Origin of the sequence: Faecalicatena sp. Marseille-Q4148 (genome assembly GCA_018228665.1) — a bacterium.
Classification (GTDB): Bacteria; Bacillota; Clostridia; order Lachnospirales; family Lachnospiraceae; genus UBA9414.
In genome coordinates this window covers 644,883-664,703 of the sequence record CP073692.1, presented here as the reverse complement: position 1 = coordinate 664,703, position 19,821 = coordinate 644,883, and the positions used below count along the sequence as shown (strand labels likewise).

The window sequence follows — 19,821 nt, the reverse complement described above, 5'->3', positions numbered from 1 at the left end:
AAGTTTATGTATTTTACAAAAATGAGCGAAGAGTATTTTCCGGCTGTTATTGATTTAGAAAAACAATCTTATCCTGAAGAAATGCGCATGGGAATGGAAGGTTTGAAAGAGGAAGCAACGCAGCCGGGGTTTTTTTATTATTCAGTAGCAGGTTTTTCTAAAGGAGAACTTGTGTGTTACATTATTGCATATATTCCTCAGATTTATACCGAGTATCACTCAAAGCAGATTTATATAGCTGATGTAAATTGCCCGAATTTTCAATATTTACCAAGATTATTGTTATTCTTTTTCCAGCAATGCGAAAAATGGAACCATAATAAGAAGCTTTTTCATGCAGAAATGAGAAGTACATCCTACCATCTTTTGGATAGTATTGATAAATGCAAAAAAAGGGGGATAAAAATTATAGAAGATCATATTTTGCATAAATATTACGATAATGGAGAAGATGCTCATCATGTGATTTTTAGCGTCGATTTAGAAATATTAGAAGAAAGCAATTGGAAATATGGTTTTTGGAGACAGATTGATGAGATGCCTATTGGAGGAAGCACTTATATATCGTCAGTGCTGAAATTTTTGAAGAAACCGATACAGGATGGTGTTGATTTTCACAAAAAGAATCATATGAAATTTATAATGCGTAATATGATTGAAAAATGGATAGATTACTATAGTATGTTCGGAGAAACGATCCCTATAACATCTGATTATTTTTTATATAACAGGATCCCGGAAGAAGCGAAGGACATGGATAATCATGAGATTATACATAAGTTTTTTCAAAAAGCATTGGAGCGTTATCAGTTATTTGGATACAAAGAAAAGAAAGATATGAGAGATAATGAAAAAGGATATTGTTATGATGACTATAGAAAATGCCTTAAAATATACAATAAAGGCAAAATCTATAACACATCCTATCGAAATACGTTATCGGGCTATCGCTGGCTGGAACGTACCTCCAGGGAATTTGGCGAACAGTATTTTCGAAAATATAAACGCACATATTATGTAAGTTATTTTAATAAATTTGGTTTATATCATCCTATGTATCCGGTTCCATATATAACAAAAAATTTATATTTGTTCTATTTGGACAGAATGCTTATTATTGATAAATATTTAAAAGAATTAGATGAATTGTGTGAGAATGAAAAAGAACAGTTTATTTCCATGTGTGAGACAATTTATCACATAGTATCAAAAAAATATGCATCCGGGTGTATTGAAAATATCGTCAAACGAAGAAACAAAGAAGAGGGGAATTATTTCCATGACTGGAATCTGATTGTACAAACATTATTTGGTGGGAAAATGCTTCTTACAACTGGTGCAATGAAAGCTATTTTAACAAAATCATATAATCAAGCTTTAAATACATCAAAAGTTATAGAAGGCGTATGCCGATACCTTAGAATAGAAAAGGAATTACAATTGCAGCCTAATCAAAAAAGAGCCCGTAAAAGATTAAGCAGTCTTATTAGAAAAAATAAAGATTGTAATGATTATCTGATGGAATTAAAAGAACATGTAATGGAAGCATATAATAAAAAACTGAATTTTTCAGAAATGGAAAAAGAGATGGTGACAGATTATATGCAGCGCATACAGACGTATTGTCCAAATGTTGTATTATATGATTTGTTTCGTGAATATGGAGATCATAACCTGTCAAAATTCATACGTGGAAAATATCCCTGTTTGTTTAAAGCGCAGGAAATCCGTCTGTCTTATGAGGGATTATCATCCTTTGTGAAAACATTATTGAAAAAGCAAACAAGGCAGGCAAAACATATTTATCGCAGGCTGAAAAAGGAAAACCTGTTACATACAGTTTTGGAAGAGAAGCTGACGCCGGTTCAGTATCGTGAAGTGCTGGAAATTATGAAATTCCATAATGTAGAAAATCTTCCGGATGAATTAAAGAAACTATGTAACTTTAAGGTGTTAGTAGAAGCAAAAGGTTCCCCGGAATATTTGACAGCGGGTGATGCAACGGTGTGCTGTATGAGCTATGGCAGTATCAAGGCAAAACAGTATGCACTGGAAAAAGGATTTGGAATTGTAAATGTTTATTATAAGAACAGAGTGATTGCCAATTCTGTGATATGGATCAATGAACCTTATAATTGTCTGGTGTTGGACAATATTGAAGTGCATCCAAATTATACGGTTTATAATGAAATTTTAAAAACATGTTTTCGCACTGCTGCAGAACAGCTTATGAAACAATATCAGATAGGATGGGTTGTACAAGGTACCTGCTATAATGATCTTATATTGTACAATGATGAACAGGATGAAATTATATTTCCGATGATGGAGCCAAAAGAAGTACGTTCAAAACCATTTTATTCAGATGCAAAAAGGAGTAAAATCGTTTGTGAAAAAACACCGAATACCGGATTTGACTCTTTAGTAGCGGCTTCTTATCCTTTTGCGGCATAATCATGTTGAGTGCTGGTACAAGAGGGAAAATAACTTAACATTGACGGTTCCAGGAATCAGGGATATAATTATATTGGAAGGAGGTACAGCAGATGGAACAAATGGTATTAGGAGAACTTGTAGAAGGAATCTTATCTATATTAGAATCTCAGGTTATTCGGATTGTTTTATACGGTTCTGTTGCACGAGGAACAAATACGGCAGAATCTGATGTTGATATAGCCTTGCTTTTGAATGGCAATTTGAGTAGAGAAACGGAAGATAAACTGTCTGATTTGATAGTGGACTTAAATTTAAAATATGATATAGTGCTTTCTGTCATCGACATTGACTATGAAATGTTCAAAAAGTGGGAAAAGGTGACACCATTTTATAAGAATGTAAACGAGGAAGGAGTTGTATTGTGGAAGGCAGCGTAATTGATTTATCAAAGTATCGTTTTGAATCAGCGAAAGAAGATTTGGAAACGGCTCGTTCGCTTAAAAAACGGATAAAGAACTGGGAATGATAGAACCTTATTTACTGGAACAATGGAAGAACGGATAACTGGAAAAGGCATTATCGCAAAAGCGGTAGTGCTTTTTCTTGACACTATGGATAGACAATGTTAAGATAAAATTGTAATTATTTTACACATCTAGGATGTGTCTTGTAACTTTTATTCCATCTGTAAGTAAAGGATGGAAGCGTTATTTTTCAGTGTATTCTGCATAAATTTCAAATTAAGAATGACAGGCAAAGTATGAAAAGAAAGAATCATGCTTTGCCTTTTTTATTTGCAAAAAAGGAGGGAAAACATAGGCAAGGATGTCGGTGCTTATTTGAAATATGCAGAAAAGAGAAAGGAGACGGATATTTTTATGACAGCACTTTATGAAACATGGACATTTCAACAGGAAGTACCGGGTTTAATTCAGGATCTGTTGAACAGATTACAAAAACAAAAGACAAGTACGAAAGCATCTGACTGTTCGCAATACAATACATGCCGGGCAAAATCCGCTACATTACATGCACCTACATTACGTGCAATTTTATGGCTGGCAGAACTGTACGAAGGTCTGGAAACAGAAGGAGCTGTCGGAAGGCAGTTTGGTGAAAACAATGAGACGAATTATTACTGTATGGAATATAAAAACAAAGATGTATCCTATGCCCTGATTTACAACTGGAAGAATGGTCGCTTTAAAGGCTGCGTACAAAAAGGAGATACGGTTTTAAGATTATCATCTATACAGAAAGACAAGGATGTAATGGAGTTATATATCGCATTGCTTGCATTTGCCAGCACCTGTTATGGAACAGAATTGTACAATGCTGAGTTCTCACAACACTTTGACAGCATTTTGAAAATGTTAAGTCTTGACTTGGAAATGGACGAGGAGACTCTCCTCACCAATGCATACATTTGTTGTGATAATCTCTATCGGCGGGTAGAATCTGGTCTTTCATTGAAAAATGGTGGAATTCCAATTGCAGAGCCACAGTTTACAAAATGTGAGTTTGTAGAATCCTTTCGCCTGAAATCCGGCTTATATAGCCCCAATCATGTAGAAGCAGGAACATTTCTGATTTTAACCAGGAAAAAAGAGTTTAAAGAGTCTACAATCGGAGAGCTGAAAGCATTCTATCATCAGGGAAAAGAAATTGATGAGAAATATCAAAATCTGATTCCAAATCTTCCGGATAGTTATAAAGTGAATCCGGATACGCAGGAAATCCTCTCTATGATCGTGAATACTCCATCACGTTTATTTATGATGGAAGGAGATTCGGGTTCCGGGAAGACAACAGACACAAAGATCATTGCACAGTTACTTGGATATCCTCGTTTTGTATTTACATGTGGTCCGGGAACGGAGGAGATAAGCCTTATGGTATCCCTTGTGCCAAATGTGGATAGCACTGCTAAGATTACGGAAAGCGAGTTGCCGACATATGAAGATTTTAAGATAGATCCGGCTTCTGCTCTGGCAGCGCTGACCGGAAATTATCAAGGAGAAATTGATGAAGCAAAAGCATTTCAGGAATTATTGAATGCAGCCATCCAGCAAGGCTATCAGCAGGCAAAACAGGAAAAGGATTTTGTAAAAACAGAATCTACCATTATTCAGGCTTGCCGGATGCCGGCAGTGATAGAAATCCAGGAAGTTGCCATGATTGAAAAACCGGGAACACTGACTCGTCTGAATGCCTTATTTGATGATGATGCTAAAACAGATCTTCTAAATGGTGAAATCATAGAAAGACACCCGGATACTGTTGTAATCATGACAACCAATATGGATTATATTGGCTGCCAGATGTTTAACGAATCGGTATTGTCACGTATGCAGCTGGTGCAGCATAGAAAAGAATTAGGCGTGGAAGAAATGACAGAACGTGCTGTTATGAAAACTGGATGTAAGGAAAAAGATTTGATTTATCGAATGGCGACAGCCATCAGAAAAATAAAACAATATCTAAGAGACAAGCAAATCCGAGGCGGTGTATGCGGATACCGGGAATTGGAAAACTGGGTTTGGAACTACATGACATCTCAGGATGTTCTGGAATCAGCCATTAGCGCTGTGATCAGTAAAGTGTCCCCTTTCCCAGAAGAAAGAGAAATTATTTTACGTACATTTATAAAGCCCATTTTTGAAGATGCGGCGTAAAGGAGGAGCATGAGAAATCAATTTATCTGGAAACAGCGGGTTCAAGAAGAAAAGGAACACCTGAAAGATTATGAAATTTTTGAATCAGCAGATTATATGGAATTGTTACGTTCTATTACATCTGAGATAACAGGCGGCACATTAAAAGAAGTACAATTGGTAAAAGAACCAGATGCCCCCTATGGTGGAAAATGTTCCAGTTTGCGGATACTCCTCAATATTGCAAATGAAGTGACGAGAAGTTTTCCCACGATAGAATTAAAAAGTGACAGTATTGTCGGTATACTGGGACACGAATGCGGACACTGGAATTATTCTGATTTTGAACTTCGTAAAAATTATCTAAGCAACATGGAACAAGGAAAATGGTCCTTACAGCTTCCGCTTCCGAAAGACTGGTCAGGACAGGAACGGATAATGGAAATTTCAGAATTTCTGACGGGCAATCATCCTGCTGCTAGATATATTATGACAGAAACAGCATCATTTATCCAAAATATGTTGGAAGATGTATATGTTGAAGAAATCATGTGCAGCCGATATCCGGGCAGCATCCGGCGTGGGATTCTTCAGAATCGAATGCGGAATATGGAACGGATGCCCAGTCTAAAAGTCCAACTCAATAAAGGATACCGACCAGTCAGTGTAATGCTTAATCTGATGGTGCAATATTCCCTGACAGGAATGGTAAATAACTGGGAGATGGAAACAGGAATTCTATTAGACCTTTTGGAAGAAGCAAAGCCGATCATAGATTACGGTGTTACATGTGCGGAGGCTGCTGGACGTCTGATGGCCTCCAATAGACTGCTACTTCTTATCTGGAGATTGCTGAAATCAGAGATTGAGGATATTGAAGAAAAAACCAAACAGAAAAAGCAATCTTATGAAAAGCAATCACTCAAAGCACAGGAAGCAGCAGAAATTTTATCAGAAGTTCAGAAAGAATGGGAAAATGTAAAACGGGAACTTCCGGATTTTCTTTGTTCCAAAGATGAAGAAACGGTGAGGGATACACAGCCTTCCATTCCGAAAAAACAACGGAAAGAATTTGCAAATAAGCCAATCGAAATATCAGGACAGGTACTTCTTTGTATAGAAAAGATTGCTGAATCCAAAGCAGAGAAAACTCATAATGCAGAAGTTCTAAATACTCTCAGAAAGGAGCTATTCAACACCGAATTTGACGGTGACCACCGAAAAGTCAAAATGACAGTAGAACGTAAGTCGCAGATTGGTCAGAGAGAAATGGCGCAATATGAATTAGCGGAACCCCGGGTCAAGCAGATTATGAGGAAAATGAAATCTGTTCTTTTGCCGGTATTCTATCAGCAGGGAGAGCGTACTGAAAAACATTTATTTTTCGGGACCAAAATCCATACACCGTCTCTTTATGATCCATATGGGCGTTTTTATCAGAAAAAGGAATCGGCAAAAGAATTAAATGCAGCGGTTGCAATTCTGGTTGACTTATCAGCTTCTATGTTGGGAGAAAGATTAGAACAGGCAATACGTTGTTGTTTGAGTTTGTATGAATTCTGCATCCATGTAGGAATTCCAATTTTGATTTATGGACATCATACCAACGGAGAAGGCTATTTCTTGCAAAATGAACTCGTGACATTACACTCTTTGGCAGAATTTGAGCCAGACAGAAATGACCGTTACCGTATTGCATCTATGGATGTAACAGGTTCGAACAGAGATGGAGCAGCATTAGCTTATGTAGGGGAAAAATTAGCAAAGAGGACAGAAAAGACGAAGCTATTATGTTGTATTACCGATGGACGTCCAAATGGAGCCAGATATTGTGGTGAGGAAGCCGAAAGAGATATTCAGAATATTAAAAAGAAACTGGAAGCAAGAGGAGTGATTGTAATGGCCGCCGCAATCGGAGGTGATAAAGACATGATTGAAAGAATTTACCGGGAGGGCTACCTGAATATTTCAGATTTGGAAACCCTTACAGTTGTTCTTGCAAGAGAATTATGGAAACGAATATTGAGATGAAAAAGAATGGACAGCCCACACCGGCTGTTTTTATTTTTGGAAAGGAGGATACGAATGAAAAAGAATTGGCAAAGTGAATCTCTGGATATGGACCAACTATTTCCAGGAGGATATGTCATAGAACTGGAAACTGGAAGATATCTGAATAATTGCAATGGGAAAAAGATACGAAGTTCTCCTTTTGACAGGGCAAAGCATTTTCCAAACAAGCAACAAGTGAAAACGTATATGGATTTACATTTCCCGTATATTGGCTTTCCAATATTTATTTGCGAAGTTTTGTGGGTACTGCTTTCACATAGATACGAATTGGAGGGGATAACAGAATATTGGACAGGGACTGGTTTTTCCACACAGTTTCAAAATGCGATTACTTTCAATACTTATAAAGAAGCATACGGATACCAAAAAACACAAGGACTGCTGAGAATTAGTATGATTGAACAGCAGTGTTTCCGCAGAGAGCATGTAGTAATGGCAGCTTGATAATACTTTATGAATTGAAACGGGGGAACTGAATACTGGTTCCTCCAAAAGAAAGAAGGAGTGTTATGTTACAAAAAGTTTTTGAAAATATATTGGATGTGGAACTTTATTGTCAGATGGTGGATCTGATCATTCGTCTGTCAAGTGTTCAGCATAAGGATCCGATTTATCGTAGGCTGGAGTATAGTGCATTGTTTTTTCATCGTTTGGATCATTCTATGGAAGAAACTTATGCTCTTCATTATCCGGGAGAAGTTTTAGAACGTCTGAGTGAAAAAACAGAAGTCGGAGAAAAACAACTTCGGGCACTTGGACTTGCATTAGCAGAAACCAGGAGATTTCAGAATATCGGTATGTTTGTGGGAAAACAGGAGATATCTTTTTGGAAAAAATTTAACCATATCCTTAGCAAAAATGATATTTATCGGATGGGGATTCTTTATCTTTATGAGGATAAAGCAAAAGAAGAATTATATGAAAAAATGCGGAATTGCCCTCTTCATGGGTTACAGGAACTGCTTTTTGTTTTCAATATTTTTGAAGAGGATGATGAGTTTTGGGAAAGTCGGAAACATGATTTGAACCGTTTGCTTGGAGAAGAACGTAAATTTTCTGTTTATGAATACAAAGAAGTCTATGTCTGGCTTACAGAACATCTTACGTATAGATTGAAAAATTATCATAAAAAGGATGTTGAAGTATTAAAGTATCTGTTTCGTCTTCCGTATGGTTACGCAAAAGAGGGTAGTACGGCAAGGAAAAAATTGATGGCTTCTGGATATTCTGAAAGAGAAATCATGTTCCTTAATATGACGTTGCTCCTGCAATGTGATCTGTCACAAAAAATTAAAATAACTGGACTGACTGCTGAACGAATGGCAGCAGAAACCTGTTTATTGTTTTTTGACGGGGAACACTACCCACAGGAGGCATATGCTCTTTGCCAAAAGCTTTTGGAAGTATATCATCATTTTTCAGTGCGCCTAGAGGATGAAACAGGTATCCTTGATTATCTATATTCCCGCCTGGAAGTTCAAAATATAAGAACCTATCAGATATTATATGAATGTGACCAATCAAAAGAAAGCCATAGAAAATGGTTCCTGATTGATCTCACTGATCAGAAATGGCATAGTCTCCAACAAATAATGAAAGCAGATGAATTTGAGGATTGGGTACTGAAAACCTTGGAAGAAAAAAACTATACTTCTGAAGAACTAAAACAGTATTTATCTATATACACTGCTTTGACGGGAGAAGAAATCACTAAAATTTTTTGGAAATGTAATAAATATAGCCTGTATTTTTTATTTTCTCGTTTTGTAGAATGGGGGTATTTACACCCAAAGGCTTTGCTGGAACAGTACTTGCGTGATTCAGAAACACCCGGAAGGGAGGTTCGGGAGAAATGGTTTCATATGGTTTATTATTTGCAGCAATATATGAAGGGACTTCGTAGTCAGGAAGCCTATGACTTACTGATGATGTTGATTGCACGATTTGGCATATCCAATCAATCCAGCATGTTTGAAATTGAAAAAATTTTATGGGATAGCATAGGGATTCAGGCGAGATGGTCTCAGAAAAAATTATCCTTCCAATCCTTAGATTTCATACGTCCCTTTTTAAGTGTGGAAGAACATCAAGAGTTATTTCGGATATTGGAACAGTATATTTTTCATGACTATACAGAGTCTTATGTTGATTTCCTGGCACAGTTCTTGCAGGATTCCAATAATTTCCTGTGGTTTCCTAAAGAAGAGGCTAAAAAAATCTTTTTTTATTTGCAACCTCTCCTCACATCAAAAACAGATGTAATTTGTCTTAGACAAATCTATCTCACAGAACAGGAATTACATGAACTGGAAGAAGAAAACAAAAAAAGGGAACTGCGTCATCAGGAATACAAAAAACTAAAAAAACGGGAAGCAATACGAAAAGATTTTACCAGCCTGATTGCAAAAAAGAATGATACTGACCAATTATTTCATATGCTTCAAAAGTATCTATCGGGACATTATTATTCATCTGAGGAAACAAAAGAACGTCGATATATTACGAAAAAATTTATATGTGCTTTCTTTGCAAGAAAACAGAAAAAGTGTTTTAGGAAGGAGGAAATACAAGATCTGTTAGAAGTATTACAAATTCTTTTAAAAGAGAGCGTTTTAGAATTGGGCGAATTAAAGTTAATCATTCAAAATGTTGAATTAGAAAAGGAGGGACTGCAATATGAAGCTGCTTGATACAATACAGAACAATTTACGTTTGTATCAGGGAATGACACAAGCAAAAGTATCCTATGATTTTTTGAAGACTCAAAAAGAAGAAGATCTCCTGCGTCTATCGGAACAAATCAATCAGATGGATGCCAGCAAAATAATACTTATGTTACAAGAAAGTGCGGTTGCTTATCTAATAAAAGATCCAAAGTTTTTACCTGATTTGATCCGCCTGGAGTGCGAAGAAAAAATAAGTATCAATTCAATCAATTCGATGCTTGCACACGCAGGAGGGGATGTCTTATCGGTAAATTTTAAGTATGAAGAGCTCTATGAGGTGTTGACGGATGAACGCATTTTTAATCAATGGAAATATGAATATCTGAAATATTATTCTAAGTGTGGATTTGATAGTAGACAGCTCCTAGATTTGATGGATGGAATATCAAAACTAAGCAGCTATACAGATTTTACATTATCAGAGCTTTCAAATACGGAGCGTCTGCTGTTAATAGAACCCTTTTTCAGATCAGGTCTGATAAATGAAGTGATTTCAGACAGAACGGTATGGAAGTATTTTGAAGAACCAGAAGTAAAAGAAATTCTGAATATCTGTGCATCCAGTCCAATATATGATTGCCGAATACATCAGGAGCAGATAAAGGAAATCAGCAGGAATGCAGGTTCTATATTGAAAGGTATAAAAAGTGTATTGCCGTATTTTCCCCAAAAGTGTCAGGATGGTTTCATCGAACAATGGTTGGAAAATGATATGTTGGTATATGATTTAAAGCAGTTAAAACGAAATCTTCCATCTGCAACGGAAGATGCACTTGTCAGGATGGTGAAAAACCGAACATTTTATTTGAATTTCCTATATGGTGATTTTCTTGCAGAACTGAATTTAGAAAATGTGAGCAGTCAAAAGCAGGACATGTTAATTTATGCGCTTACACATAGGAAAAAACATTTCTTGTCAGTTGTAAAAGAGTATTATTCTCTTTTTTTGAAATTGCCAAGATATTCACTTTTAATGGATAAAGAGGTTTACACAACATACTTGAATCTAAATACGCTGAATGGGAAAAATTTGCAGGAAGCCTGTGGTTTAGGATGCTTGTCAAAAGAAATAAGGAAGTGTCTAACGAGAAAAGACTATACCTTTGCAGAGCTGAAGCTGTTTGTAACTGCGGGAAAACAGTATGTATATTTATATCATCAGCTTTATCCCCTAAAGTATGATGAACGGATGAAAACAATCCGAGAATTGGCAGGAAAAGAATGTATACCGGATAATATCAGCGAAGAATCCTTGATAAGCATAGCAGAAAAATTGAGGCAGAAGCCATTATCGCAGTGGATTCATAAGGAGTTGGGGCATATAGAAAATCTGTCATGGAACTGTGCAGTCAAAGTGCTTGCAGTATGGAATGAATTGGAACGCTTCATCCCAGGAGTCCGAACCGAGCAGCACCTACTGTTTTTACTGAAGAATCAGGAGAAAGTGAATGAATATCCGGATTTTGAAAGTGTAATCAAACAGATAACAGAGATTGATACTACATGGAACACGTTGTGCCGACAGCTAAAAATAGAACCCTCTTTTATACATGAAAATCAGAAAGGTGTTCGGGAATTTTTATATCAAGGCGGTGCGGAGATTATCAGTTTATTCTTACGCGATTCAGATGAAGATGCAGAAAAGATAAGACGGCTTTGTATGGCTGAAATTGCCGGCAGATTTTATGATGTCAAATATCATAAAGGCGATTTGGAACGGGAGATTTCTTTGAAAGTTCCAGATGAAATCGAAGAGATATGGAAGAAGAACCTGTCTATGAAAGAGGGAAATGCACAGCTTTGGGAAGAAGATCGGCTGCTGCCTGTGATGCAGATTGGGGAGTTAGTAGGCCGCACCTGTCTTTCTTATCGAAATGGAAGATATAAAGAATGTTTATTGTCTGCTTTTGATGCAAATAAGAAAGTGTTGTATTTTGCATTAAACGGGCAGCTTGTTTTCCGAGCATTCATCCGATTGACAAAGGGGACATTAAGTAATCGCAAAAGCCAGAATAATCATTTGCAGTTTGTGGATATTACAAAGGAAGAACAGGAAAGTGCATCGAAGCAGATAGACCAAACAGAACAACTGACTTTATTTTTGGAACGTCCTTATTTCAAAGGAATTTCAGAAGAAAAAGAAAGAGAAATTGTACAATTTGTATTGCGGATGTTGAAACAGAAAGCTAAAAAAATGTCAGCACAGCTTATTTTAAGCAATGATTACAAAGCGTTAGTTCCTGAAACATCAGGTTTGGTCCGGGCGCAGTACCATATGTATATTTCTGCTTCCAAAAATGGGAAACAATATCTGGATAGTTTGGGAGGTATGGCAACCATAAATAATGAAGGCAGTTATGAAAAAGGAATGTTTCTGCTGCCTGTAGAATTTTTAAGACAAAATACATTATAATATCAGGAGGAATTATATGGATACGAAACAGTTTTTAGAATATGAATGGGAGTATGGAAACGTAGAGATTGCACTTCATGTGGGAAAATATCTGTATGGTGGATTATATATCGAAATGCTGTGTAGAGAAGATGGCAACTGGGAAACATTTTCTGATCTTACAAAAAACATTCCTGGATATGTGTTGGAAGAAAATGAAGCGTATATCACGCACGATTTTTCAGACAGTAAACTCAAATTTATTAAGAAGCATAAGCTTGGAACTGTAATGCCTGATTCCGCAAGATCCGGATTCTGTACATACCGCAAGGTAGCTTTTGATTTAAAGCGGCTTGCCGAATTAGATCCAGATGGAGTAAAACAATTTGCACAGGAAATGGACATAGAGATAAAATAATTGCATTATAAGAGGCAGAGTGCAATATGTCTCAAAACTATATATAGATAAAATATCGTTGACGAATACTGTATATTGTGCTACATTATAAGTGGATTAGAATTTTGTGCATGAGAATACCAAATGCAGTCAGTTGATTTGTTCCGGGGAATACCGGAAGTTAAATTTAAGGCATCGCCTGATAGGTTATAAGAAAGACATCAAAAATTCAGAAATGGGTTTTTGGTGTCTTTTTTGCGTTTTGGAAATTTTCAGCAAAAACGAAGAAAGGAGGATTTGCTAATCCGAATAAAGAAACCAGAGCATTAGGAACGCGGATAACAGATATATTTTGCATTTTTTACAGAAGGAAGGCATTTATTTCCTTCTTATTTTATGTACTGATATCCGCTGAGATATCGGTATCTGCATATCCGTAAATGAAAGGAGGACATATGGTGGATTTATTTACCGATATTCCAGATGATCTGATTGAAAGTACATTGCAGACAATAAGAGAAAACCTCGACAAAGTAGGTTTGTTTGGCGGTCATACACTTCGCCGGCACACAGATATCCAGCTCATGGTATTAAAGTCCCGACTGACAAAAGAGGATATCCGTTATGCTACTTCTTATTGGGACATAAAAGTTGCAGCAGCAGTAACAAGTGGTCTGATGCATAAATTTTATGATTCAGAGATTGTTTTTTGGCTGAAAAGCAGCAATAGTGACTGTATCTCGTTAATCGGTCATTTCCCTCAGACGATTGGATATGGTTTTCGAAAAGGTGAAGAACGTTTAAATGAAAATTTAAGAAAAGCATGTCTGGTTCTGGTGAAAGATCCACAAGCAGATTGGGGATTTCGGATACTTACCAGTTATCCAATGTTTGAGTGATAGGAGTTACAGTGTGAGCAAAAAATTGAAAATGACAGTTTTAATGGCAGGTCAGTACGACATTGTAAATGGTTCAAAAATCGACTTTAGGCTGGATAAAGAAAAGCATTTGTATATTGCAGAATGTGGAGGAAAGGCGTTTGGTCTTTTGAATCATATACGAAAAGGCAGTAAGAAAGAGCTAAAAAGAATAGGCAATGAATTTTCCGGCGTTGCATTACGGACGATACCGGAACAGTACCTTATGGAAGTAATGGTAAGAAAGGGAAGTGAGATGAAGTGTATGAAAAAGAATTAGAAAGAGCAGCACGACTGTTAGAGAACGAATTTGGGGCAAATTGGAAAAAGATTATACAGACATTAGGTGTGTGGGATCTGACACATTGTGCAGGACGTAATCTTACTTCTTTTATGGCATATCCGGAAAGAGGCAATGGTGGGAACAACCACTGGAGAGGAAATTGTTCTCCGGAAATTGTCCGTCAGATTATCCGATATGTCAGAGAATGCCAGACGCATCGCAAAAGAGAGGACTTTCTATTACTAGATCCTATGTGCGGTTCAGGAACCAGTGGTGACGTTGCATCAAATTTAGGGATACAATGCGTACAATATGATCTGAATCCTGAATTAACCTGTGGGGTTGGTGGATGGAACGCTTTAAAGGATGATGTAAAAGACAGTGCAGATCTTATATTTTTACATCCCCCATATCATTCCATCATACGATATTCCGGTAATATGTGGGGAAAGCCTCATGCAGATGACCTGAGCCGATGCGAAAACTATGAAGATTTTATTGAAAAGCTCAATCTTGTGATTAAAAAAATGTTTTTCAGTCTGCGGTCGGGAGGTGCATTAGCTCTTTTAGTCGGTGATATCCGTCAAAAGGGCGAATTTCATTCGATTGCTAATGATGTCATGACAATAGGCACAATGAAATCATGGATTGTAAAAGCTCAGTTTGGATGTTCATCCAGTGGACAGAACTATCACAGCCGGCGTCCGTTTATTCCGATTGTGACAGAACATTTGCTGCTGTTTCAGAAAGAAGATGTGTTTCAGATACCATATTCTTTTCGAAGGGGCGGCATTTTTTGTCTTCGGACACAGGACTCAAAAGCTCTTACCTGGTTTCATCTTATCTGTGCAGTCATGGAAGGATCCGGTGGAATCCTGTCTTTGTCTCAGCTTTATGAAGAGTTAAAGGAACATCCTAAATCAGCAAAGAACAAGCATTATAAGGAACGTATCCGCGCCACCATCTACGAGCACCGAAATATATTTCTTACAAATCATAAGGGCTTATATCGGCTGAGTTATATGTAGGGAGGTGCAGGAATGGCAAACTGGGATGAAGACAGTGGTTACTATTGTTTGTTGATTGCAATCCTTTGTAATCTTGATGTATATGAATCTATTCTGATGTATAAGTATGGCCCGGATTATCCACTCTGCCAGAAAATCCTAAAAAAGAAAGTACGGATAGAAAACACTGACAAGATGACGGATGACGAAGTAGGTGAAATGATGTATCGACTTAGAAAAGCCGGTTATACGTTGGAAGAAATATCAAATGCTTTTCATTGCTATCCTTCTACCGTACGGAGACGGATAGAAAGAGAAAAAGGAAAAAAAGAGGAAACATAGAAGATAGCAGGGGGTGGATGTATGCCTGCAAAAATGCAAGAGAGAGGGACAACGATAGATTCCTGCTCTTTGGAAATCTGGGAACAGAAACTAAAAATACTATTGTATGCATGGGAAAAAGTTTATACCTATGGAGATGCAGAAAGTATGTGTACGGATGGGATTGTTCTGAATAGATATCGACAGGAAATCTTACACGCAAAAAGTCATCTGGAAAACCTTGGAAGCAAACTTTCTTATACAGTTCCAAAGAAAATGCCTGAAAAATATATGGCACAGGCTGAAACAATTCGGACACAGGCACAGAAATCAGCAGAAGATTATTTTTCTTCAGATGATTATCGATACCTAATGGCAAAATTCTCTTATTTGAATAAAAAGCAGAGAAATGAGACAGGAGTTACAGAGGTATATGGTAAAGTCCAAAGTCTTTTAAATGCTGTTGCTGAAGATGATCTGGTTGTGATGCGTGAATTGGGAACACCTGGAATGTTATGGGAACAAATTCAGGAGAGTGCAAAAAGAGTTCGATCTATCCCCTTCAAAATAACAAAAACACCTGAAAAGGAAGTAATAAAAAAAGAGGACGATTATCAAGTTCAAGGACAATTAAGCATCTACGACCTTGAAGCATCTTAGGAAGGAGGAAACGAATGACAGATCAAAAAAAGATAGCGGCAATTTTCAATGATTTTATGGCACTTTATCGAGGAACATCCCAGATAGGAATTCAAGAAATCTGTAAGAAGTATGAGAACCATAGAATGTTAATCGGACTTCTTGCAAATTTGGATGCAGCGACATCAATTCCGGTTCCAAAAGTGATGAAAGAATGCTATGAAATTTATAAAAAATATCGGGACCGCGAATTAGAAGGAAAAGACTGGGAAGCTGTAGTAGAAGAAACACGTATTCTTTCTGAAAAATGGAATGCAAATGCATGGTGCGTTCGTGTTTTGATTGAGCTAATTGGACTTTTGGAGGAAGACGATAAAGAACGAAGAAGAATTGCAAAAGAAGTAGAAAAAGAAATGGAAGAGGCAATGCAAAATGATGCAGCAGCCTGATATCTAAATGGAGAGTCTTTCGGCTCTCCGTTTTTATAAAGGAGGATTTTATATTGTTTGAAAAAATGATTCATAATACAGAGGAATTAAACGCAATGGCTGTTCACTTAAGGCTTTCGCAAAATTTTTCGGAATTAAAGTCACTCGCAGCCAAATGGCTGGTTCCGGAAGATCATATACAGGATTTTATTTCAGGAAAAAGAGCTCAACTTGCAGAGATACCATTGGAAGAAAAGGAATATTCTTCTGCCGTCGAGAAACTAAGAGAAGAAATGTGGCTTCTAAAAGATCAGATGTTTACAGATATCGTTTCCCGTTATCTAATTCAAAAAGCAGAAGAAAATCCGGCGTTTAGTATGCAAGTGCTTCAGAAGCATAAAACCATTCAAAAATGTATGAATTATATTATGGAACAGGCTTACAGTATAGCACAGAAGGAGCATGAAAAGAGAGTTAATGGGAAACAGCCTGTAACAGGAAGGCAGCAAAATGTAGCGCTTGGAATTTCTGAAATTCAGGTATATCAATGGGCTGAAGATTATTATGCGTTGGATGATGCTAAACAGGAAGCAGATAAAAAAGAAAAAGAACAGAAGAAAAGAATCTCTAAGCAAAAGAAAAGCGTACAACAGAACGGAAAGAAAAAGACTTCTGTGAAAACGTCACCTACAATTCCTGCAAAGAATTCAGCTCCGGCACCAGCTAAAAAGAAAAAAGAAGAGAATATCCAGCTTTCTATGTTTGATATGATGCAACTGGATAATGAATAGAAAGGAATGTACAGATGAAAGCATATAAGGGATTTCATAAGGATCTGTCTTGTTTAGGATACAAATTTAAAGAGAATGCATGGAATAAAACGGATAAAGCGAATTGCGGAGAGAATGGATTTCATTGTGCAGAAAATCCGCTAGATTGTCTGAGTTATTATAGAAACTGGAGAAATTCCGTTTATTATGAAGTAGAAGCCGCAGGTGATCTTGATGAAGATGAATTTGACAGTAAAATATCCTGTACGGAGATATATCTGCTAAAACGACTGACTTTAGAACAATTATTGTTTGAGGCACTTATTTACATGGTAGAACATCCGGAACGTACTTGGAATGGGTATGTAAAAAAAGAGTATGCAGAAGCCCATAACGGTTTTGCTGTTGTTCGCGGAAAAAATCCGAATGCACATGGACAGTTAGGAGATATTCTTATTCTTTTGAAAGAAGAGGATAATTGTTCTGCAATAGAAGAGGTGGCATTTTTAAAGATAGACGGGAAAAAGTGTTATCCGGGAATCCGCTATACGGTAAAAGGAATCGAAAATCATCAGGAGGAGATTTGTGCATGAAGAAAAAATTTTTAGTAACTCTTACTCCACCTAAATTAACAAAACAGTTGAAGGAGGAGATTGAAAAGGATGTTCCCATTGTTAGCCAAAAACTATGGGGAAAAAGAAAAGCATATAAATATAACAGCTATATAAAGGCAAAAGTTGAAAAAGGGTATTTGATCCTTTCTATTTTTAAAACTGAATTTGTACGCTCGGGTTCAAAATATCCAACGTATGTTGTTTATTTTAATAGAAAGTCTGAAGAATATATATCATTTGAAACTGAGATAGGCAAATGGAGAACAGCGATGTTAAACAATCTGGATACAGATTTCTCGTACTATTCTTCTCAACACTATATCTCTGAAAAGGATGGGATAAAAATCCAAAAGTACTTGAAGATAGAACGTGGTAATTTTTTGGCAATATGCGACTATCAATCATCTGTTTTAGAAAAACACCGGGATAAGCAATACAAACGTATAACAGATGAATGGGATAGGATGTTAAAACCTGTGCGCAGCCTTCCAAAAGACTGGGAAAAATGGGTTCTCCGCAAGGCAATCTCGGAACATTATATATTTTATCAGTATAAGAGAAGCGGTCCGACAGATGGCTATTGCACTTGTTGTGGCAAAAAGGTTGTGATAGAAAAACCAAAATATAACGAAAAAGGTGTCTGTCCGAATTGTGGTCAGAAGGTGCAGTTTAAATCTATCGGAAAATTCGGACCGATTTGGACAAAACAAGAAACGGCGTATTTACTTCAACGCTGCTATCCAGGTTTTATTATAAGGGAATTTTCGGTACGCATGGCTATAGGAAAAAATAGTTATCAAAATCCAGTAGCAATCTGTTCTGAAAAAAATCGCTATCTATATGACATGGATTTTAAAGAAACACCTTTTTATTTTGGAGATTATAAGCATCGTGGTAATCGTTGGATACGTGGAGAAACTCACAGTAACAACTATTGGTACTATTATTATAGTTATGTAGATAATAGTTCTGGGGCCGTATATGCAAGGACAATTCCGGATCTCTCTAAAAAGGAACTAAAAATGACCGGTCTTCCTGAAATATTAAAGGGGAAAAGTTATTTTCAGCCACGAGATTATTTGCGCTCATTAAGAAAAGCACCCATATTGGAGCAACTGGTTAAAGCAAAACTAAAAACGCTATCTTATGAAGTCCTGGAAAATCCACTGAAAATATCTTCTTTTCAAGATCATGGTGCTTTGCATTTGCGGCTTGGAATCAGCAAAGATGCATTGAAGCGTCTTCGAAAGAATGATGGAGATATGAAATATCTTACGTGGCTTCAGGAAGAAAATCGCTCACCACATTATCTGGATGATGAATTGATTTTTTGGTATATGGAAAATCACATAGAACCCAATGAGTTAAACTTTATTCATACGAAAATGAGTTATGTTCAGATCAGAAATTATCTCATTCGTCAGAAGGGAAAAAGAAAAGACAGTATTTCTCAAGTTCTCACAACATGGAAAGACTATATTTCTATGGCAAAACGTGTAAAAATGAATATCAATGATGAGATTGTTTATCGGGCAACGAAACTATATAAACGACACAATGATCTAATCAAATATATTGAGGATAATCAGTTATCTGTAACAGCAGGAGAACTGGCTGATAAATATCCGAATATAAATAGTGTACTTTCTGGTTTGAGGGAGAAATACGAATACAGCGACGAAACTTTTACTATTTTAGCACCTCGGTGTATTGAAGATATTTTAAAAGAGGGACAGGCACTTCATCATTGTATTGATAAGAAAACAGAATATCTGGAACGTATCAATGAGCAGGAAACTTATATTTTGTTTTTGAGAAATACGAAACAGCCTGACACGCCGTACTATACCCTGGAAGTAGAACCAGGCGGAGTCATTCGGCAGAAACGGACAGAATATGACCGACAGAATAAAGATATTGAAGCAGCTTCAGCTTTTTTAAGAGAGTGGCAGCAGGAAATTCAGAAAAGGATTACTGAAAATGACAGAGAGCTTGCGAACCGGAGTCGGCAGCTCCGAATGGAATCCTATGCAGAAATGCGTAAAAAGAAAGTTAAAATTAATGGCGGATTATTTCAAGGAAAATATCTGGCAGACGTTTTGGAAGCAGATCTTATGGAAATGCCAGATACTCTTCAACAGGCAGCATAAGCTGGAAAGGAGGA

The 19,821-nt window shown here is 36.8% G+C and carries 17 protein-coding genes; all 17 read left to right on the top strand.

What is annotated here, in order from left to right; all coding sequences use genetic code 11:
* Window positions 1–6 precede the first annotated feature (6 nt).
* The 17 genes from KFE17_03200 (at window position 7) to KFE17_03120 (ending at window position 19,807) form a co-directional block, all read left to right on the top strand.
* Window positions 7–2,454 carry a hypothetical protein gene (locus KFE17_03200; GenBank protein ID QUO32777.1) on the top strand — a complete coding sequence of 816 codons (2,448 nt, stop codon included), beginning with the start codon at window positions 7–9 and terminating at the stop codon, window positions 2,452–2,454.
* A 92-nt stretch (window positions 2,455–2,546) separates the two neighbouring features.
* Window positions 2,547–2,873 carry a nucleotidyltransferase domain-containing protein gene (locus KFE17_03195; GenBank protein ID QUO32776.1) on the top strand — a complete coding sequence of 109 codons (327 nt, stop codon included), beginning with the start codon at window positions 2,547–2,549 and terminating at the stop codon, window positions 2,871–2,873.
* A gap of 441 nt (window positions 2,874–3,314) precedes the next feature.
* Window positions 3,315–5,111 (top strand): hypothetical protein, encoded by a 1,797-nt coding sequence (locus KFE17_03190; protein ID QUO32775.1) that lies wholly within the window; start codon window positions 3,315–3,317, stop codon window positions 5,109–5,111.
* 9 nt (window positions 5,112–5,120) lie between these two features.
* Window positions 5,121–7,121: a hypothetical protein gene (locus tag KFE17_03185; GenBank protein QUO32774.1), complete on the top strand. Its 2,001-nt coding sequence runs from the start codon at window positions 5,121–5,123 to the stop codon at window positions 7,119–7,121.
* Window positions 7,122–7,175: 54 nt separating this feature from the next.
* Window positions 7,176–7,607, top strand: coding sequence for a hypothetical protein (locus KFE17_03180; GenBank protein ID QUO32773.1), 432 nt, complete (start codon window positions 7,176–7,178; stop codon window positions 7,605–7,607).
* A 359-nt stretch (window positions 7,608–7,966) separates the two neighbouring features.
* Window positions 7,967–9,853, top strand: coding sequence for a hypothetical protein (locus KFE17_03175; protein QUO32772.1), 1,887 nt, complete (start codon window positions 7,967–7,969; stop codon window positions 9,851–9,853).
* Window positions 9,840–12,302: a hypothetical protein gene (locus KFE17_03170; protein ID QUO32771.1), complete on the top strand. Its 2,463-nt coding sequence runs from the start codon at window positions 9,840–9,842 to the stop codon at window positions 12,300–12,302. The genes KFE17_03175 and KFE17_03170 overlap by 14 nt, the downstream gene beginning before the upstream one ends.
* Window positions 12,303–12,318: 16 nt before the next feature.
* Window positions 12,319–12,699 (top strand): DUF4313 domain-containing protein, encoded by a 381-nt coding sequence (locus tag KFE17_03165; protein ID QUO32770.1) that lies wholly within the window; start codon window positions 12,319–12,321, stop codon window positions 12,697–12,699.
* Between the two features lie 434 nt (window positions 12,700–13,133).
* Window positions 13,134–13,577, top strand: coding sequence for a hypothetical protein (locus KFE17_03160; protein ID QUO32769.1), 444 nt, complete (start codon window positions 13,134–13,136; stop codon window positions 13,575–13,577).
* A 13-nt stretch (window positions 13,578–13,590) separates the two neighbouring features.
* Entirely contained in the window at window positions 13,591–13,875 is a 285-nt protein-coding gene (locus KFE17_03155) for a hypothetical protein (protein QUO32768.1), read from the top strand.
* Window positions 13,857–14,906 carry an SAM-dependent methyltransferase gene (locus KFE17_03150; GenBank protein ID QUO32767.1) on the top strand — a complete coding sequence of 350 codons (1,050 nt, stop codon included), beginning with the start codon at window positions 13,857–13,859 and terminating at the stop codon, window positions 14,904–14,906. Before KFE17_03155 ends, KFE17_03150 begins: the two co-directional genes overlap by 19 nt.
* Before the next feature lie 12 nt (window positions 14,907–14,918).
* Window positions 14,919–15,227, top strand: coding sequence for a hypothetical protein (locus tag KFE17_03145; GenBank protein QUO32766.1), 309 nt, complete (start codon window positions 14,919–14,921; stop codon window positions 15,225–15,227).
* Window positions 15,228–15,248: 21 nt separating this feature from the next.
* A complete protein-coding gene (locus KFE17_03140; protein QUO32765.1) occupies window positions 15,249–15,866 on the top strand; it encodes a hypothetical protein in 618 nt (205 codons plus the stop codon).
* A gap of 14 nt (window positions 15,867–15,880) precedes the next feature.
* Entirely contained in the window at window positions 15,881–16,294 is a 414-nt protein-coding gene (locus KFE17_03135; GenBank protein QUO32764.1) for a hypothetical protein, read from the top strand.
* Between the two features lie 53 nt (window positions 16,295–16,347).
* Window positions 16,348–17,064, top strand: coding sequence for a hypothetical protein (locus KFE17_03130; GenBank protein QUO32763.1), 717 nt, complete (start codon window positions 16,348–16,350; stop codon window positions 17,062–17,064).
* A gap of 14 nt (window positions 17,065–17,078) precedes the next feature.
* Complete coding sequence (locus tag KFE17_03125; GenBank protein ID QUO32762.1) at window positions 17,079–17,636, top strand: hypothetical protein; 558 nt, start codon at window positions 17,079–17,081, stop codon at window positions 17,634–17,636.
* Complete coding sequence (locus KFE17_03120) at window positions 17,633–19,807, top strand: PcfJ domain-containing protein (protein ID QUO32761.1); 2,175 nt, start codon at window positions 17,633–17,635, stop codon at window positions 19,805–19,807. The genes KFE17_03125 and KFE17_03120 overlap by 4 nt, the downstream gene beginning before the upstream one ends.
* Window positions 19,808–19,821: the final 14 nt, after the last annotated feature.